General features: G+C 61.7%; 12 protein-coding genes. 7 read left to right on the top strand and 5 right to left on the bottom strand.

Annotation, left to right across the window (positions count from 1 at the left end):
• Window positions 1–63: 63 nt before the first annotated feature.
• Window positions 64–1086, bottom strand: a complete 1023-nt coding sequence (locus tag Q2M23_RS11955) for a hypothetical protein (protein WP_316395696.1) — start codon at window positions 1084–1086, stop codon at window positions 64–66.
• On the bottom strand, window positions 1083–3947 hold the full coding sequence (locus Q2M23_RS11950) for a penicillin-binding protein 1A (RefSeq protein ID WP_316395695.1): 2865 nt from the start codon (window positions 3945–3947) through the stop codon (window positions 1083–1085). Before Q2M23_RS11950 ends, Q2M23_RS11955 begins: the two co-directional genes overlap by 4 nt.
• A gap of 190 nt (window positions 3948–4137) precedes the next feature.
• Between Q2M23_RS11950 and Q2M23_RS11945 the strand changes: the two genes are divergently transcribed.
• The 4 genes from Q2M23_RS11945 (at window position 4138) to Q2M23_RS11930 (ending at window position 10192) form a co-directional block, all read left to right on the top strand.
• Window positions 4138–4710, top strand: coding sequence for a hypothetical protein (locus Q2M23_RS11945; RefSeq protein ID WP_028343337.1), 573 nt, complete (start codon window positions 4138–4140; stop codon window positions 4708–4710).
• Window positions 4711–5167: 457 nt separating this feature from the next.
• Window positions 5168–7951, top strand: a complete 2784-nt coding sequence (locus tag Q2M23_RS11940; protein ID WP_316395694.1) for a UPF0182 family protein — start codon at window positions 5168–5170, stop codon at window positions 7949–7951.
• Between the two features lie 535 nt (window positions 7952–8486).
• Complete coding sequence (locus Q2M23_RS11935; RefSeq protein WP_229189152.1) at window positions 8487–8882, top strand: hypothetical protein; 396 nt, start codon at window positions 8487–8489, stop codon at window positions 8880–8882.
• A 128-nt stretch (window positions 8883–9010) separates the two neighbouring features.
• Window positions 9011–10192: a radical SAM protein gene (locus Q2M23_RS11930; RefSeq protein WP_316395693.1), complete on the top strand. Its 1182-nt coding sequence runs from the start codon at window positions 9011–9013 to the stop codon at window positions 10190–10192.
• 50 nt (window positions 10193–10242) lie between these two features.
• Here the strand turns inward: Q2M23_RS11930 and fabF are convergent, their stop codons facing one another.
• The 3 genes from fabF to Q2M23_RS11915 form a co-directional block, all read right to left on the bottom strand.
• The gene (gene fabF, locus Q2M23_RS11925; protein WP_316395692.1) at window positions 10243–11505 is read right to left on the bottom strand and encodes a beta-ketoacyl-ACP synthase II; all 1263 of its coding nucleotides are present in this window, start codon (window positions 11503–11505) and stop codon (window positions 10243–10245) included.
• Window positions 11506–11676: 171 nt separating this feature from the next.
• Window positions 11677–13986, bottom strand: coding sequence for a tetratricopeptide repeat protein (locus Q2M23_RS11920; protein WP_316395690.1), 2310 nt, complete (start codon window positions 13984–13986; stop codon window positions 11677–11679).
• Between the two features lie 294 nt (window positions 13987–14280).
• Window positions 14281–15399: a hypothetical protein gene (locus Q2M23_RS11915; RefSeq protein WP_316395689.1), complete on the bottom strand. Its 1119-nt coding sequence runs from the start codon at window positions 15397–15399 to the stop codon at window positions 14281–14283.
• 363 nt (window positions 15400–15762) lie between these two features.
• Between Q2M23_RS11915 and Q2M23_RS11910 the strand changes: the two genes are divergently transcribed.
• The 3 genes from Q2M23_RS11910 (at window position 15763) to Q2M23_RS11900 (ending at window position 16865) form a co-directional block, all read left to right on the top strand.
• Complete coding sequence (locus Q2M23_RS11910; RefSeq protein WP_316395770.1) at window positions 15763–16176, top strand: hypothetical protein; 414 nt, start codon at window positions 15763–15765, stop codon at window positions 16174–16176.
• Window positions 16177–16274: 98 nt separating this feature from the next.
• The gene (locus Q2M23_RS11905) at window positions 16275–16484 is read left to right on the top strand and encodes a hypothetical protein (RefSeq protein ID WP_141340037.1); all 210 of its coding nucleotides are present in this window, start codon (window positions 16275–16277) and stop codon (window positions 16482–16484) included.
• A 210-nt stretch (window positions 16485–16694) separates the two neighbouring features.
• Window positions 16695–16865 (top strand): hypothetical protein, encoded by a 171-nt coding sequence (locus Q2M23_RS11900; protein WP_316395688.1) that lies wholly within the window; start codon window positions 16695–16697, stop codon window positions 16863–16865.
• The last annotated feature ends 417 nt before the right edge of the window (window positions 16866–17282 follow it).

Below are 17282 nucleotides of genomic sequence, written 5' to 3'. Positions count from 1 at the left end.
CCTGTCGACTGCAACGCGATTTGTCCATCTACCGGCGTCCATTCGTCGCCACACACGATTTGCTCATTCCCGCTCCATCATGTCGGCGATCGCCTTGATGCGGCTTCTGGCGTATTTCGGCAGGCCGGCGCTCAGCGAATCGCCGCTGTTGAAGGAGCTCTTGCCCATCAGCAGTTGCGCGGGCACGAGGTTCCGCAGAATGGGTGTATTGCTGTATTCCCTTTGCTTGTTCAGCACGTCGTTCCTGACCGCAATCAGGATATAGACCGTTGCGATGGCGGCTTCCCGCTCGGTCGGATGCTGTTGCAGAACCGCGAGCAGCTTGCCGAACTGGATGACCTGGTTGACCCAAAAGATGTTCTGCTCGAGCGCGCTGGTGACTGTGGAATCGAGCCCTGTCAGGCTCGGCAGCTCGGCAAGGAGCGGCTGCGTGACCAACATGATCTCACTCTGGAACTCGATGAAATCCGGAATGGGCTTTTTGCTCTCCTCGCGCAGCTTGTTGGCAAGCTGAATGCCCGACGGAATTTTCCCTTCGAACATGTAGCGGGACTGCACGCAGATCGCCTTCGCGTCCTCGCACCAGCGGCGATTCGGCGGACGGTTGTGCGCGGCGCCCGCGTCCTTGTTGGGAACAGCATCGCCCGTCGTGATCGGCCGGTGCTTGACTGCCGGATCGATCTGCTCGAGGAACGCGACACTCGCATACCGCGACAGATCCATTGCCGCTGCCGATCTTGGAAGTCGAAACCGCGCCTCCGCCTGGTAGACCGAGAGCTTTAGCTTCGCTTGTTGGTTGAGCGTGGGCTCAACGAAGGTCGGGAAGAGCGAGAGGAAGCGCCGCTGAACCGGACGTGAGCGGGCCCAATCGTCGAAAGGAATGAGCCCGGTCGAGGAATCGGCGAGCTTGTCGTTGCGTTGGTCGGCGAAGATGACCGTGAGCGGTTTGATCTGCGTGATCGGAACGCTGGCGGCTCCGGGCACGTCCTCCAACTGGAATTCCTGCGCTTCCGCGCCCGTGCAGGCGGCCACGCAGGCGGCGATGAGGGCAGCGGCACGGTAGAGTCTCATGGCGTCAATGCTCAATTCAGCCGCCGCCAGAAATAATCGGGATCGACTCGAAGCGGCGGTCGCGGGAGGCGGTCCTCGTCATCGGGATATCCGCGCGAGGAGGGATATTCGCGCGGACCAAGACGCCAGGTCGGGAATGGAAATGGCGGCCGGTTATCGCCGTAAAGGCGGTTATCGTGGGACCACTGCTGGAATGGCCCGTCGTTTTCGTCCTGACCGCCACGATAGGCGTAGCGTTCTGCACGCGAGACAATCCGAAATCGCGAATCATTGATTCTGCCCGATGGATCCCTCTTCAAGTACTCGGTGAAAGCGCGCCCGGAGCCGGCCGATGCCGGATCGCCCGTATAAGGATCGATCGACAGAGCAACGAGCTGATGCATGGCTTCGCGCGAAGGGCCGTTCAACACCGTCCTCGGAGCGTGCAGCTCCCAGGCTGCCTGCACGATCGGCTCGAACATCGGCAGCGCTACTTTCGCTCCGGTCTGGCCGGGCCCAAGCGTGCGGCGCCCGCCGTCGCCGTTGTCGTAGCCGACCCAGATGGCGATGGTGACGTCATTTGTGAAACCGACGAACCAGGCATCTGCCGAATTATCAGTGGTACCAGTCTTGCCGCCGACATAGGGCGAGAGATGTTTTACCACGCGCGCGGTTCCGCGCGCGAGCACGCCCTGCAGCATTGACTTCAGCTGGTAAAACGATGCGCGGTCGGCGGGGCCGATCCAGGAGACCGCATGCGGATCGTGCTGGTAGACTGGGCGACCGTCCTGTTCGATCGTTTCGATCGCATGGGGCTGGGGTCGTGCGCCTTCGTTGGCGATCGCTGCATAGAACGCCGCAAGATCGATGAGCCGCACTGCTTGGGCACCGAGCACGAACGGATAGTGGCGCGTGCATTCTTTGTAGAGTTGCGCTTCCATCGCGACATCACAGACCCGGTCGAGGCCTCGCTCGGCGCTGTCGTCGAGACCGGTCGCGAGCAGTTGCACGGTGGCAAGATTCCGAGAGTTTTCCAGCGCATGCCGCAGTGTAATGGGGCCCATAGCGCCGCCGTCGTAGTTCTTCGGCGACCAGAAATCGCGCTGGCGCGCGTGAACCGTCGCCCCGATCGGCGCCAGCGTAATGGGTTCGTCCATCACCAGCGTGTTGGGCTGCAATCCCTTGCGAAGGGCGGCGAGGTAGGTCAGCGGCTTCAAGGTGGAGCCGGGCTGCCGCAGGCTCTGGACGACGCGGTTGAGCTGGCTTGCCGGATACGAAAAGCCGCCCGCCATCGCGAGAATGCGGCCGCTTTCGTTCCCGAGTACGAGCGCCGCTCCCTGCACGGTCGGTCGAATGCGCAGATCGGCAAGCGCCGCTTGCTTACCCTTGGCTTCGCGCACCTGTACGTAGACCACGTCGTACGGCTTGAGACCGCGCCGGATCGCGTTGCTCCAGGTGTTCAGCGGCAGGATGCTTCCGTCAGTCAGACCGACGTTGATCGCATGGCCGCGCTTGCCACGCGTATTCTCCAGGATGACCGCCGCTTCCCAGTGAACGTCATAGAGAGGTAGCCGCGTCGTCTTCAACGCCACGCGCCAAGCCGGTTCGGTGGCCCTCGGGTCTGCCGCAATCAGACGGACAGCATCGGAAATATTCGCTTCGGGTCCCTCAAATTTGTAACGACCGGTGTTCAGCTCGTACCGCGCGAGGCCCTCCTGCAATGTCGCTTCGACTACGCGCTGCAAGGCCGAGTTGACGGTCGAGCGCACCGTGTAGGAGGAATTGGTGAGAGTATCGAGGCCCGCGACCATCTTTGCCTCGCGGCCGATGTGATCGACGAAGTGAAAGCCGAAGTCCCGTCGCGTCGGCCGGTACTCCACGAACTGCGGCAATACTACTTGCGCCGCGGCGGCGTCGATCATGGCGTCGTCCTGCATGCGGCTCAGCACATAGGCAAGGCGCTCGCGCGCGCGCTCAGGGTGGTGGTCGGGATTGAAGTAATTCGGTCCCTTGGCGAGCCCGGCGAGCAGGGCGCCCTCGACTGCGGAGAGCGCCTTGGCTGGTTTGCCGAAATAGCTGCGCGCCGCCATCTCGATGCCCCAGGCTCCGCGACCGAGATAAATCGAGTTGAGATAGAGCTCGAGGATCTCTGCCTTGGTCAGGGCGCGCTCGATGCGCGAAGCAACGATCATTTCGCGCAGTTTTCTTTCGTAGGTGATGTCGTTGCCCACCAGCAGGTTCTTCGCGACCTGCTGCGTAATGGTCGAGCCGCCCTGCGGCCGGCCCGGCTGCGTGAAGTTGCCGATGAAGGCGCGGACCAGTCCGCGCTCGTCAATGCCGGTGTGTTGGAAGAAGCGCTTGTCCTCGGCGGCGATGAAAGCGTTGCGCACCGCTTCTGGGATATCCGCAAGCTTGACCCAGATGCGGCGATTGTTCGGCGCGTAAATCTCGGCAAGGCGCTGGCTCTTGTTGTCGAGGATGACGCTGGTGACAGGAAGCCTGAGGTCTTTAAGCTGCACGGCGTCGGGCAGATCCTTGACCGCGCTGTTGTAGAAAGCGATGACCTGACCGAGATCGACCGGAGAGCCTTCAACTTTTTCGACCTTGCAGAACTGCCTGTAGGCTACGTGGAGGTCGGCCAGATTCAGTCCTTTGAGTGCCCTGATCTCGCTGCTCAACGCTTCCTTGTCATCCATGGCAGTGGCAATCAGATCGTCCAGGTTGATGTCCTCGATGTCGAAAGCCTTGCGCATGTGGACGCAGCCGGCACTCAAAAGCTGCGCCACCTCGACGCGGTCGCGCACCGCATCGAACTCCGTCTTGACCCCATCCGGCCGGGTAGTGACCTGGCTGAAGGCAAGCGCCGTGGCGAAGATCTTGATGAGAATCGAGTCCATGACCTGCCGACGGTCGAAAAGCCGCCCCCGTAAGGTCCCGAACAATATTGAATAAGCCTGTATTGAGGAAAAAGTTCCCGAGGCGCCGCCGCCCGCTTCTCCGGGCCCTCAGCACTGCTCCGACCGGCCGCGCCGCGGAACCAACGCTGCGGCCAGCGCGTTTTAAAAAGTCCGTATTGGCAGCGCACCCATGAATGCCCCTCTTCCAGTCGTGCTTGCCGTGGCGCTCATCAGCGCCGCCATCGCCGCGATGCCTGCGGATGCTGCTTCTAGAAAAAGGAGCACCCGGGCTCTTGCCGCGGTCTCCCCTGCTGCCAGCGCCGCTCCCACGGACAGATTTTTTGCCTGCGACGTCCGGGTGCGAGACTATCTTCGCGAAGGCGGAGCGGTGGCACGGGTGACCAAGATCGAAGTGGACGATGCCCGACTGCAGTTGAACATTCATCATGAGTACGGGGAGGCGGGAAAGTCGGCTCGAAAATACCTCCGCGGTGACACTGAAGAAGAAATGCGCAAAAATCTGCGTGGAATATTGGATGAGTTCGCTGCGGCTGCGAAGGCGGCAACGGCTGGTCGCGCTTGGTATGTGATCGCTGCTCGCAAGGTCATGCCGGACACCCGCGACGGTTCGGGCGAGACCACGAGTCCGTGGACAGCCGTCGTCCTCGCGGATTTCGAAGGAAAATGCAGACCCATCACGTTCTTTCAGTCTGTCGACCGGAACAAGCTCGATGCTGAACTGAGCAAGAAATTGGATGAGTGAAGTTTTCCGCTTGAAGTGATTTGCAGTCGTAACAACGGCGCCTGGACGCCATGAGGCGCGGCGAGGTGCTCAACTGCCGTCGCCGTTGAGTTTGCGGCATTGGCGGCGAGGCGCGGCTTTCATAGGGTACGTTTGGGCAGCCGTTCTGAAGCGCTTTGAAAAGCAATAAGGCAGTTGCTGCCCAAACTTTTCTTTAACCCACTGAAATCACTCATTTCTGCCCCATCCCTAGGGAGCGCCAAATGTTCGCTATTCCACGACATTTTACGATACGGCTCCATTCGCCGGGAGCTTTCCTGCTCGACGACTGATTGATCACGCCGGCCGCCTGAGCAGTTGCCGCCTTGTGCTCATTTGCGTCCCGGTGACGCAGCTTCGAGCCCTCATCGCGCCTTGGCGGGCAATCCCCACCACGAAACAAGCGGCGGGCGTCCCTCGTTTCCGCTATGATGAAGCCATGACGATCGGGATTACCGGACCCGGCCGGAAAGGACCACGGCAAAGTGGCGTGGTCAGGCTGATCGTTGCGGCCATCGTCATCACGATTTGCCTGATCCTGCTCTCGTTCGCGAGCGACTTCCTGGTCGATTGGCTGTGGTTTTCATCGATCGGCTACCTACAGGTTTTCCTGACGGCGATCGGCGCCAAGGCGATCGTCTTTCTCTCCGTCTTCGCGGTGACCACCGTCGTCCTCTCGCTGAACGGAGTCCTGGCGGTGCTGTTTGCCATGCAGCAGCCGCTACAGAACCGAGTCGCCCCGGGGAAGGTCGCCGGTTTTACGGCGCCGCCCGATCCGTTCGTAGAGCTGCGCGACCAATTAGCCCGGCCGCGGTTTGTCGCGCTCGGTGCGGGCGTGCTCGCCGTGCTGGTTGCCGCAGGCGAAGTCGGCAATTGGAACATCTTCCTGCAGTTTCTCTACCACGTGCCCTACGGTGCGCAGGATCCGCTCTACAACAAGGACATCGGGTTCTATCTCTTTTCGCTACCCGCCTATATCGCGATCAAGAACTGGATGCTGTTGACAATTATCCTGGGCGCGCTGTTTGCCGGAGCGATCTACTGGGTGCGCGGCGACATCGAATACGATGTTCACAACCGTTCAATTTCGCCGACCGTGATCGCGCATGGCTCGGCGCTGATTGGCCTTCTGTTCGCGGTGAAAGCCTGGTCCTATGGGCTCGACCGCTATCTGCTGCTCTACGGCGACAATGGTGTCGTGGTCGGGGCGAGCTACACCGATGTCCATCTGGGGCTGCCGGCTCTGTGGTTGATGATCGGGCTTTCGATCATCGCGGCGCTCATCGCATGGGCCAATTTGCGGGCGTGCACCTACCGGCTTCTTGCCGCCGCGTTCATCCTCGTCGGCGTCGGCTCTGTCATGCTGTCGAGCCTCGTCCCTTCGCTTTTCCGGCACTTCGTCGTCAAGCCGACGGAGTTGGAGCTGGAGAAGCCCTACATCGAACGCAACATTGCGCTCACCAGGCAGGCCTACAATCTCGACCGGATCGCAACCAGGCCGTTTGCCGCTGAACAGAGGCTGACCTTCAAGACGCTGGAAGCGAACAAGGCGACCATCGACAACATCCGGCTGTGGGACTGGCTGCCGCTGTCGAATACCTACGCGCAGCTGCAGGAGATCCGTACCTATTACAAATTCCACGATCTTGACGTCGATCGCTATTGGCTCGACGGCTCCTACCAGAGCGTGATGCTCTCGGCCCGCGAACTCCGGGCCTCCCTGCTGCCGGCGAACGCCCAGACCTGGGTCAACCGCCACGTGCTGTTTACGCACGGCAACGGCGCAGTGATGAGCCCGGTCACCCGCAAGAACACGGAAGGACTGCCGTTCTTCTATTTGCGCGATATTCCGCCCGTTGCCGACGGTGGCCCCAGGATCGACGAACCGCGCATCTATTTCGGCGAAGAGAGCGACGACTACGTCATCGTCAAGGCCAGCATCCCGGAGTTCGATTATCCGAAGGGGAAGGACAACGTCTATGCGGCTTATGACGGCAGCGGCGGTGTGCCGATCGGAGCATTGGGATGGAGAACGCTGTTCGCCTACTACTTCAACGACGCGAATCTGGTCCTCTCAAGCTATATCACGGCCGACAGCCGGATCATGATCCGGCGCAACATTACGGAACGGGTGCGCACGATCGCCCCATTCCTCAGGCTCGATCATGATCCCTATCTGGTCGTCAGCAACGGTCGGCTGTTCTGGATGCAGGATGCCTACACCACGAGCTCCTATTTCCCCTCAGCGCAGCCCGTGCCGGAGCTCGATCTCAACTACATCAGGAATTCGGTGAAAGTTGTCGTCGATGCCTATAACGGGACGGTCGATTTTTACCTGATCGACCCAAGCGACCCCATTGCAGCGACCTACCAGCGCATCTTCCCGGACCTGTTCAAGCCGTTCATGGCCATGCCGGCGGATTTGCAGAAGCATATCCGCTATCCGGAGAATCTGTTCCTGATCCAGGCGCGGCTGTATCAGACCTACCACATGGAGCAGGCCGAAATATTCTACAACCGCGAGGACTTCTGGCAGTTTCCGCGACAGCCGGGCGGCGACGGCACTTCGGTGATGACCCCCTATTACATCATCATGCGGCTGCCCGGCGAGCCGCAGGCCGAGTTCTTCCTGATGCTTCCCATGGTACCGAGCCGTCGCGACAATATGATCGCGTGGCTCGCGGCGCGTTGCGACGCCCCCGACTACGGCAAGCTGATTGTCTACGAGTTCCCCAAGGACAAGCTTGTCTACGGGCCGTTTCAGATCGAGGCACGGATCAATCAGAATACCGAGATCTCGCAACAACTCACGCTGTGGAATCAGATGGGCTCGCGGGTGATACGCGGTGCGAACCTGCTGGTGATCCCGATCGAGAACTCGATCCTTTATGTCTCGCCGCTCTATTTGCGCGCCGAGCTTGGACACCTGCCGGAGCTGAAACGCGTGATCGCGGCCTACGGTGAGCACGTCGTGATGAAGGAGACGCTCGCTGACGCCCTGGCCGCGTTGTTCGCGGAGCCCGGTGCGGTGCCGGCGGTTTCAAACGCAACGGAAACGGTGTCCCCTGCAGGCGGGACGGCGAGCCCGGCGCAGCAGGCGCTCGATCACTACAATCAGGCGATGGAGCGATTGAAGGCGGGAGACTGGAAAGGTTTCGGTACCCAGTTCGATGCCCTGCGCGAGCCCCTTGAGGAAATGAACCGACGCTCCGCCGGTCACTAGAGCATGATCCGGAAAAGCGTGTAGCGGTTGTCCGAAAAGATCGTGTCAAATCAAAGGGCCAGAGCGGGATGACGATTCGAAGAAAAGTCATCGCGCTCCAATGGGCTCGGGGAATTGTGAGTGCGGACGCACGCCTCAATCGGGTATTGTTAAAGGTCGCATTGCAATTTCAATCACATAAGAGTTCGCAGTTTCGTTCCGATTGGCGCGCCATTGAGCCCTCATCCGCAAACCCGGAACTGACCCGCTTCGGCACGTAAAAGCGGCCATTTCGCGCGCATGCCTGCGGCTCCCGATTCAGATTGCGGTGCCGTTGGCCGCGATCACATTCGTGAACGATTGCGGAGGTCTTTCGGAACGGGCTCGCGCGAGAGCGTGCCCTGGTCGTTCGCCCATCGCGAACTGATCGGCGCAGCATCAGACGCGATACCTAGACTCCGCTGCAAATCCGCTGCTATACTTTCAGTTGCTCGACCGGCGTAAGGCACGCGCCGACATTTCGTTTGATTGCGATATCGCGAAAAGGAGCTCAACGATGGCGATCACGCTGACGGTCTTGGCGAGCCTGCTGCAACTGCACGGGCCGGGTGCGACAATCGAAAGCGATCATCAGGGTATCGACGCATTGCTGAGTGGTGTGCGCGAGCAGAGCCTTCAGGAACAGGGCGCTCAGGAACAGAGCCCTCAAGAACAGAGCTTGCAAGAACAGAGCCCTCAAGACGTACAGGGCTTCCAGCTGGGGGTGGTTTCCGACCAGCCTCAGGCAACTCAGGTTTATTTCAGGCGCGGGGCCTTTGCCAGGGGGCCCTATGCGGGCGGCTTTCGCAGGGGCGGCGGCTACTATCCGGGCGCCGGCGCATTTCGCAGGGCCGGCGGATATTATCCCGGAGCAGGCGCGTTCCGACGAGGTGGCTTCGTCAGAGGCTACTAGAGCATGATCCGGAAAAGTGGAAACCGGTTTTCCGAAAAGATCATGCTCAAACAAACAGATGAGATCATGATGCGGTTCCGTGGAAACGCATCATGATCTAGCCCGATCGCAGCTTGCCGGTAATCCGCATGTCGGTTGACGCTTCAAATTCCGTCGCGTTCCAGGAGCAGCCGATCACGCAGTTGCTGGTCAAGGTAGCGGCGAGGTGCAACATCGATTGCTCCTATTGCTACTGGTTTCGCGATGCGGCCGTCTATGACAAGCCCAAGCTGATGAGTGCCGAGGTGCTGCAACAGCTGTTGCTGCGCCTCGAACAGCACGTCGCCAGATACTCCCTCGTCGACTTTCCCGTGATCCTGCACGGCGGTGAGCCGCTGCTTTGGGGTGTCGATAATTTTCACCGTTTTGCGGAGGGCTGCGAGGGCATTTCATCCCGGACCGGCTGCGAGATCCCGATCGCGGTGACGACCAACGGCATCCTGATTGACGATGAATGGCTCGACTGCTTCGAGGCCCGCAATATTTCGGTGGCGATCAGCATCGATGGGCCGGCACATATTCACGACGCTCACCGCAAGACGTTTCAAGGGACCGGCACCCATGCCGCCGTGGAACGCGCCGCCCGCATGCTGGTATCGCGCGACATCGGCGTGATCGCCCTCGCGGTTTGCAACCCGGCCTACGCGCCGCAGGAGTACGCGGATTTTTTCGCGGCGTGCGGCATCGCCAACTACGACATCATGATTCCCGACGCGACGGTGGACGAGAAGCCGTCGTCCATTGCCCCGTTCTATAACGGCCTTTTCGATTTGTGGCTGGAAGCCAATCGCACGACGCCGACATCGAATGTCCGCATCATTTCCGACATGGTCTCGGCCCTGATCGGCAACAACGCGCCGACCGAAGGTGTCGGCCACAAGCCGGTCGAGCTTTGCACGGTCATGACCGACGGCACGGTGGAGGCCCACGACGTGTTGCGCATTGCGGGTGACGGTTTCACCAACACGCGGTTCAACATCTTCGATCACGCGATCGACGACGTCAGGACCGAGCCGCGCTGGAAAGCCGCACGCGATGCTTCAGTCAATCTTTGCGAGAAGTGCCGGCAATGCAAGTTCATGAACGCCTGCGGCGGAGGCTACCTTCCGCACCGCTTCTCCACCAAGAACGGTTTCGACAATCCGTCGGTTTATTGCGACGATCTCTATTCGATGTTCGAGAACATGCAATCCGTGCTGGAACGTCATCTCTACGTCCGCAAGCAGGACGGGGAACGGATTGACGTGCGCAACGCAGCGGCGGGCGGTTAGGCAATTCGGCACGCGCGGTATCGTTCCATTGCGCGCAACGCCCGACCGCCTCAGGACCACCGTCGAAACACCAGGCTGGCGTTGACGCCGCCAAATCCAAAACCGTTCGAGATCGCGTGTTCGATCGCCATCGGCCGCGCGACGTTCGCGACGAGGTCAATGCCCTGAGCTGCGGAATCGGCGTTCTCCAGATTGAGCGTGGGCGGCGCGACCTGATCGCGCAGCGCCAGGATGGTGAAGATCGCCTCGATGCCGCCGGCGGCGCCGAGCAGATGTCCGGTCGCCGACTTGGTGGCGCTGACGGCAATCCCTCCCGCGCGCCCGAACACGCGCTTGATCGCTTCCAACTCGGAGAGATCGCCGACCGGCGTCGATGTCGAGTGCGCGTTGAGATGCTGGACCTCGCCGGGCCGCAGCCCGGCCTGCTGCAGCGCCGCCTCCATCGCGCGCCGGGCGCCGTCGCCGTCTTCGGGACCAGCGGTGATGTGATAGGCGTCCGCCGTCGTGCCGTAGCCGATGAGCTCGGCGATCGGTTTCGCGCCGCGCCGAAGCGCGTGTTCGAGCTCCTCGATGACGAGGACGCCCGCGCCTTCGCCCATCACGAAGCCGTCGCGGTCGCGGTCGAACGGCCGCGACGCCCGCGCCGGCGTGTCGTTGAACGACGTCGACAGCGCCCGCGCCGCCGCAAAGCCGCCGAGGCTCACCGGATCGATGCAGGCCTCCGCGCCGCCGCAGATCGCAATGTCGGCTTCGCCTGATCTGATCAGGCGCGCGCCGTCGCCGATCGCTTGCACGCTCGCGGCGCACGCGGTCACCGGCGCGCCGATCGGACCCTTGTAGCCGTAGCGGATGCTGATCTGCCCGGCCGCGAGATTGGCCAGGAAGGAGGGAATGGTGAACGGCGACAGCCGGCGCAGGCCGCTCTTCTCCGCCGTGCGCACGGCGTCCGCGATCGCGGGAAACCCGCCGATCCCGGATGCGATCACGGTCGCGGTGCGCTGCTGCGCCTGCGCGTCGGCCGGCATCCAGCCGGCTTGCGCCACGGCTTCAGCCGCTGCGAGCAGCGCGAACAGGATGAACCGGTCCATCTTCTTCTGGTCCTTGCGCGGGGCCGCCAGGTCAGGATCGAAGCCGCCCTCGGCATCCCCGGCCTTGTCAGGAACCTGTCCTGCGACGCGCGCCGGCAGCGCCGCCGCCCATTCCGGCAATGCCGTAAGCCCGGAATGCCCCGCCAGCAGCCTCGACCACACCAGTTCGGTGCCACAGCCCAGCGGGGACACCGTCCCCAGACCGGTCACAACAATTCGACGCATGGCTCTCCTGTCGCGCCCTGGTGCGAACCGGCATGGCCGGGATTCGAACCTGCCCGGGCGTCGGGTCGTTATATGATGTTTGTCATCTATTGTCTCGACCGGCCGGACGTCAAGGGATTGACTTCGCTCTCAGCGCTCCGCTGACGAGCAACTGCCGTCAGGCAGCAACGATCACGCCGGGACGACGATATGGTCCGGCGCAATGCCCGCCCGGTGACGCGCATACATCGTGGTGTAGGCGGCCTCGATATGCCGGGTGAAACGTTTGGTATCGAACAACGGCGCCGTCAGCCGGTTGGCCGCCAGCCTGGTGCTGAGCGCCGCGAGCCTCGAAGGATCGGTCGCAAGATCGACCGCCATGCGCTCATAAGCCTCCGGAGATTCCGCAATGAGCTCGGGCAGGCCGACCGCATGGAGCAAGCTCGCCGCGACCCGGCTGGCAAACGTGTCGCCGAGAATGGTCAGCACCGGCAGGCCGGCCCATAGCGCATCGCTGGCGGTGGTGTGGGCGTTGTAGGGCGTGCTGTCGAGGAACAGGCCGGCGAGGCGATGGCGTGCGAGATGGTCGGGTGACGAAATACGCGGCGCGAACACAAGGCGCTCCGCAGCGACGCCACGCGCGACCGCCTCCTTTCGCAAATTTGCGGCAGAGTCGGCGTTGGCTTCGAGGAGCCACAACATGCTGCCCTCGACGCGGCCGAGAATCCTCATCCACCGATCGAACATGTCAGGCGTGATCTTGTAGTTGTTGTTGAAGCAGCAGAACACGAAGCCGGTCGGCGCCAGCCCGACGTCGCCGCGCGTGAACACGCGATCGGCAATGACGCGCTTGTCGTCGTTGGCCTGATAGTTGTCGGGCAGGGCGACCACCTTTTCGCTGTAGAATTCGCGATGGCGGTCCGGGATCACGGTACGGTCGGCGATGATGTAGTCGATGAACGGGGCACCGAGTGTTCCCGGATAGCCCAGATAATTGACCTGGATGGGGGCGGGCCGGCGGCCAAGGACTCTGGTGCGGGATCCCCCGGTAAAGCCTTTCAGATCAACCAGGATGTCGATCTCCAATCGTCTGATCAGGTCGGCGACCTCATCGTCGTTGATGTCCCGGACCTCGACAAATCGATCGAACGACGCCTCCAGCCGTCGACGCATCTCCGAGGGCTCGTTGGGCGACCACGAGATTGCCACCGTCTCGAATTTCGACCGGTCGTGGCACTCGAACATCCCTGCCATCAAGAGCGATGTCGCGTGGTTGCAGAAATCCGACGAGAAATAGCCGACGCGAATTCGATCGTGATGGTAGCGCTCGCCCCGCCAGCGCTGGCTTGCGGACGGCGGATGATTCTTCGCGGTCCACCGCGTGGCGCATAGCAGTTGGTCGGCGGTCGATGAAGGAAGGCTACAAAACAGAAATGGCGGCGTCGTCGCGTTCCGGGTCCTGATCAACTCGACAAGTCGGTCGCACTCGGCGTCAAAGCCGGCCCAGTCGCAAATGTGGGATTTGGCGTGCAGACGATAGCCTTCGATGTCGGCCTGGTCCGGTTTGAGCGCGACGGCCTTGTCATAGGCGGCGAGTGCCTCGGGGTAGCGCGCCAGAACGGATAGAACCTTGCCGCGGTTGGCGTAAGCAGCCGCATCGTCGCCCTTGTGCCGGATCGACTTGTCGATGCTGGCGAGCGCCGCCTCATGATGCCTGAGCCTGAACAGCGCCGAGCCGCGGTTGTTGTAGGCTTCGGCATAGTCGGGCCGCAGGGCGATCGCCTTGTCGTAACTTGCAACGGCCTCTTCGAGACGATCCAGTTCGACCAGCACGTTGCCGCGATTGTAGCACGCGCCGGCGATTCCCGGGGCCCGGTCGTAGCTCGCGAGCGCATCATCGAACCTCTTGAGGTCGTTGAGCACGTTGCCACGATCGTTGTGTGCGCCGGCATCGTTGGGCCTGAGCGCAATCGCCCTGTCCAGGCTCGCCAGGGCTTCCTCCGGCCGCTGCAGCTTTCTCAGCGCGGCGCCCCTGTTTCGATGGGGGTCTGCATGGTCGGGCACCAGCGCGAGCACGCGATCGTAGCTTGCGAGCGCCTCCTCGTGGCGCCCGAGGTCCGCAAGCGTGATTCCGCGATTATAGAGCGCCGGCGCGAGGTTTTGCCTGAGCGCGACCGCCACATCGAAGCTCGCGAGCGCTTCGTCGAAGCGGCGCAACGCGCGCAGCGCGTTGCCGAGGTTGCTGTGCGCGTCCGCGACGTTGCCGTTGAGCCTGATCGCGCGCCGGATCAGGTCGACGCCGCGCTCGCTGCGGCCGGTCTGCGCGGAAATCAGGCCCAGCAGATGCAGCGCATCGAAGTTGTCCGGCTGCTGTCGGAGCAAGTCTTCATAGATCTTCTCTGCGGCCGCCAACTGACCCCGCTGATGCAGCGCGACCGCCTGCGCGAAGGCGCGCTGCAAGTCGGTCGAACTGGATTTTTGAGATTCACCTGTTTCGGGCATCGGACGTCTTCACGCGCTCGGTGTCCGGGTCCTGGCCTCACGCCGGCGGACATGTCGCATCCTGTGCCCGCGATAGGGATCGCCCGTTGATTAAAGGTTGAAAACTTGCAGATCGCCCTCGATTGCGCAACGGCCTCCAGGAACTCAGCTCCACGAATAGTCGGGCTGAAGCGGATGGTTCTCGGTCGGCCGAGCGGCTGCCTCGTCAGCCGCAGCCGAACCGTGGACGGTCACGCCGGAAGCGGGGGCATCGTCCGGAGCATCAAGGCCGGCGTTCACGATGCGCCTGCCATTCTAGCTCGAACACGCGTCGTTGCTGAGAAGCGGCGTCGGGTTCTCAGTCGAGTTCTCCCCGCCGCGATACCATGGCTTGAAGCGAAACCCCGTTCTCGCATACGACCATGGCGCGGTCAGGGATCGGGCGCTGCCCTCCGTCGTATATTCTGAAGCGACGCCAGGATCTGGATTGTAGAGCGAGAAGACGCCGCGCCAGCTGCCGTCCGGCTGCTCCTGGGCGTAGGACAGCTCCACCTTGTTTCGCGAGACCGAAACCAGACGATCCGAAGCGTGATCGAACACGAATGGCCGCTCGAACCAGATCGTGGTCTCATCCTGCTTGATTGCGACGTTGGCCTCCTGTCGTGCCGTGCCGCCACCGACCAGCAGGGGAATCCCCAGCGGCACCGCGACATCAGCGGTGGCGGTTGCATTGAGACGGTGGGCGGAAAGCGTCGACGCAAAACCATCCGGCCGCGCAATGACGGTCTTCTTCGTGAACGGGCCGTGCGGGCCATCTGCCGTGGCAACCAGCGCGACGGCGTTCTGCGTGTTGTTGTAGTAGCCGTGATAGAAGATGACATATTCGCCGTTCGCGCGCCGACAGGCATAGCTGATCGACAGCCCGGACGCTTCCTCGGGCAGTGAGGGCGTGATCACGGCGCCGTGGCGCGTGAACGTCATGCCGTCAACGCTGGTCGCAAGCTTGATCTGCTTCGCCGCGCGGTCGAGGTAATAGATCATGTACGGCTCGGCTGCTCCAGGCTCATACACCACCTGCGCCGGGCCGATCCCGCCGGGCTCGGACGCGTCCGACTGAAAGGCGATTCCCCACGGAATCCAGGCTCCTTCGTTCGTCGACGTCCAGAGCCGCCGCTGAAACCAGCCCGTCGTATAGGCCGACGCATAAAGACGCCTTGTATGCGCATCCGGCGCGATCGCGGATGGCCACGCCAAATGAAGAACGCCATCGGGCGGCGACAGCGCCGGCGTCAGGCTCGACACCAGGCCGTCGTCGCCGAACTCCCAGATGTGATAAATGCCGCTGCTCCCGACGCCATTGAGAAACCAGCTTCTGGCAATTGCGCCTGCCGGGAAAAGCGTGAGGATGACGAAAACAAGTCCCCGCACAATCATGAAATTTATCCTGGGTCGTGCCGTCTATCGAGCAAACAATTCCGTTGTGATGACACACTCGGGCGCTCGTTTCGCCCGGAGATTTGTTTCTGAAAATGACGCGGGCCTCGGATTGAAACGCGCAGGATGCTCGGCGGATCAGTTACCGGCGGTGCTCGCAGTCGAGGTTGCGGCCGCTGCAGAGTCTTCTTGAAATCGCTGCCACGGCGGAGATCAGATCGTATTGCACAACGATCGACTCGCTGCCGCCGACTGCAACCAGTACAACGACTGACCGGCCTGATTTCTGTACTCAGGACCGGTTCCGCGCGACCATATCTTGGGAATTTGCAACGACAGGAGAATCCGGCTTTTGTGACCAGCATGGGCTCTAAATCTCGGGAGTACTTGTTCGGAGCGACGGTCAGGCATCTGGCCGAGCGCGCCAAGGAGGCCCGGCTGGAGGCGGATGGTGCGGCCTGCCGGGCATGGAACGCCCGCATGCTCGCTTTTCAGGGGCCCGCCCAGCCGTCGCCCGCGCTCGGCGATGCACTCAACGCCGGTTTCCGCTACCTCGAAGTGAAATGCCTCGGCTGCGAGACGCATCAGACGGTCGCGCTCGATATCGTGAGGCGGCCGAAGTGGACGCCGATCCACGAGCTGGAGCGCTATATGCGCTGCAAGCTGTGCTCGCGACGCTCCGGCTACCCGTTCAAGCGCAGCCATCTTGTGGTACTGCGGACGGCTAAGATCTCCGCAATGAACCCGCCCTCAACCTGGTGGCCGGGAGAGCGCTGACACCGTCGCAGAGCAGGCTGCGCCCAAAGTCCCACCTCACTATTGGAACATTCCAGGCCTTACCCGCTTGTTCCGAAATCCAGAACGAGTTCACTAACGTGACGGACGAATTTGAATATCTAGCGCACCGATTGGTGATTATCGAGCAACCCGGCGGTGGGTTCTTGGTCGAAGTCACGCCGATCGCCGGCGGCCAAACCATCAGAACAATGACCTACCAACGTACTCAAGAAGCGATCGCTGCAGCGAAGCGGACAATCGACAAGCATCCCGAAGGCAGGCGACCTGCCAATCTGGCCCGGTCTTAAAGTGGCTGACCACCCGCTGCGAAATTCAAGCTGAGACCTGTTCGCTCAAAAAGCACCGGCGCGTCAGTTCCTAACGGATGAAAAAATTTCGAGCGCCTAGATTATCCCAGGACAATGCGAGCCCGTGCGGCTGGTGTTCTGACGGTCGCTGGTTGGAATGTCAGGCGAACTGTCATGGTAAAGAAACGGCGCAAACGGACGATACAAACGATGTCGCTCACCGCTCGGCTTGACCGGCTTGCTCAGGAATCGAGGGCGAAAGCGGCAGGTCTTCCCCCCGGAGCAGAGCGCGAGCATTTGCTGAAAAAAGCGCGCGAAGCCCGGCGGGCCATTGAGATCGAGGACCTGCTCAAGCGGCGAGGTATCGAGCTGCCGGTTTGATTTTCGGCGGCGGGATAGCACCGTTAGGCTGGCGCCCCAAAGAATGGCCCCAGCGAGGGGGTACACGCTGAGGCCAAGACGGTTGGATCATCCATGAGATGGCAGGCTCATCACATAAACAGGGCGCCGACGCCTACGATGAGCGCTACGAACGATATCGCCGCCAACGCCATGAGGCTGTACTCGACGCCATCGTCGTGACTGAACCTGAACATATGGAGAGCTTGCGCCGCGGCCTTGGTGTTCGCATTTACTTAGGCGTGTCAGGAGCCGTGTCCCATCTAGGTTCCGGCCTTATCTTAAGTGAAGATTCTTCGCGGGAAGAAGCTGTTGAGCGAGCCTAGTGGCTCGTCACAGTGATTTTGACGGTTTGATACCGAGCCAGCTTAGGATCGGCAAGTTCTCTGGCGGCACGAG

The sequence above is a fragment of the Bradyrhizobium sp. 33ap4 genome (genome assembly GCF_032654765.1).
Taxonomy (GTDB): Bacteria; Pseudomonadota; Alphaproteobacteria; order Rhizobiales; family Xanthobacteraceae; genus Bradyrhizobium; species Bradyrhizobium australafricanum.
The sequence above is the reverse complement of the archived record's forward strand: the minus strand, read 5'-3'. Positions and strand labels throughout refer to the sequence as shown.

Excerpts from the sequence above, each read along its gene's own strand:
- Q2M23_RS11950 (WP_316395695.1), bottom strand. The coding sequence starts at position 3,947 with ATGGACTCGATTCTCATCAAGATCTTCGCCACGGCGCTTGCCTTCAGC.
- Q2M23_RS11945 (WP_028343337.1), top strand. The coding sequence starts at position 4,138 with ATGAATGCCCCTCTTCCAGTCGTGCTTGCCGTGGCGCTCATCAGCGCC.
- Q2M23_RS11940 (WP_316395694.1), top strand. The coding sequence starts at position 5,168 with ATGACGATCGGGATTACCGGACCCGGCCGGAAAGGACCACGGCAAAGT.
- Q2M23_RS11935 (WP_229189152.1), top strand. The coding sequence starts at position 8,487 with ATGGCGATCACGCTGACGGTCTTGGCGAGCCTGCTGCAACTGCACGGG.
- Q2M23_RS11930 (WP_316395693.1), top strand. The coding sequence starts at position 9,011 with ATGTCGGTTGACGCTTCAAATTCCGTCGCGTTCCAGGAGCAGCCGATC.
- fabF (WP_316395692.1), bottom strand. The coding sequence starts at position 11,505 with ATGCGTCGAATTGTTGTGACCGGTCTGGGGACGGTGTCCCCGCTGGGC.
- Q2M23_RS11920 (WP_316395690.1), bottom strand. The coding sequence starts at position 13,986 with ATGCCCGAAACAGGTGAATCTCAAAAATCCAGTTCGACCGACTTGCAG.
- Q2M23_RS11915 (WP_316395689.1), bottom strand. The coding sequence starts at position 15,399 with ATGATTGTGCGGGGACTTGTTTTCGTCATCCTCACGCTTTTCCCGGCA.
- Q2M23_RS11910 (WP_316395770.1), top strand. The coding sequence starts at position 15,763 with ATGGGCTCTAAATCTCGGGAGTACTTGTTCGGAGCGACGGTCAGGCAT.
- Q2M23_RS11900 (WP_316395688.1), top strand. The coding sequence starts at position 16,695 with ATGTCGCTCACCGCTCGGCTTGACCGGCTTGCTCAGGAATCGAGGGCG.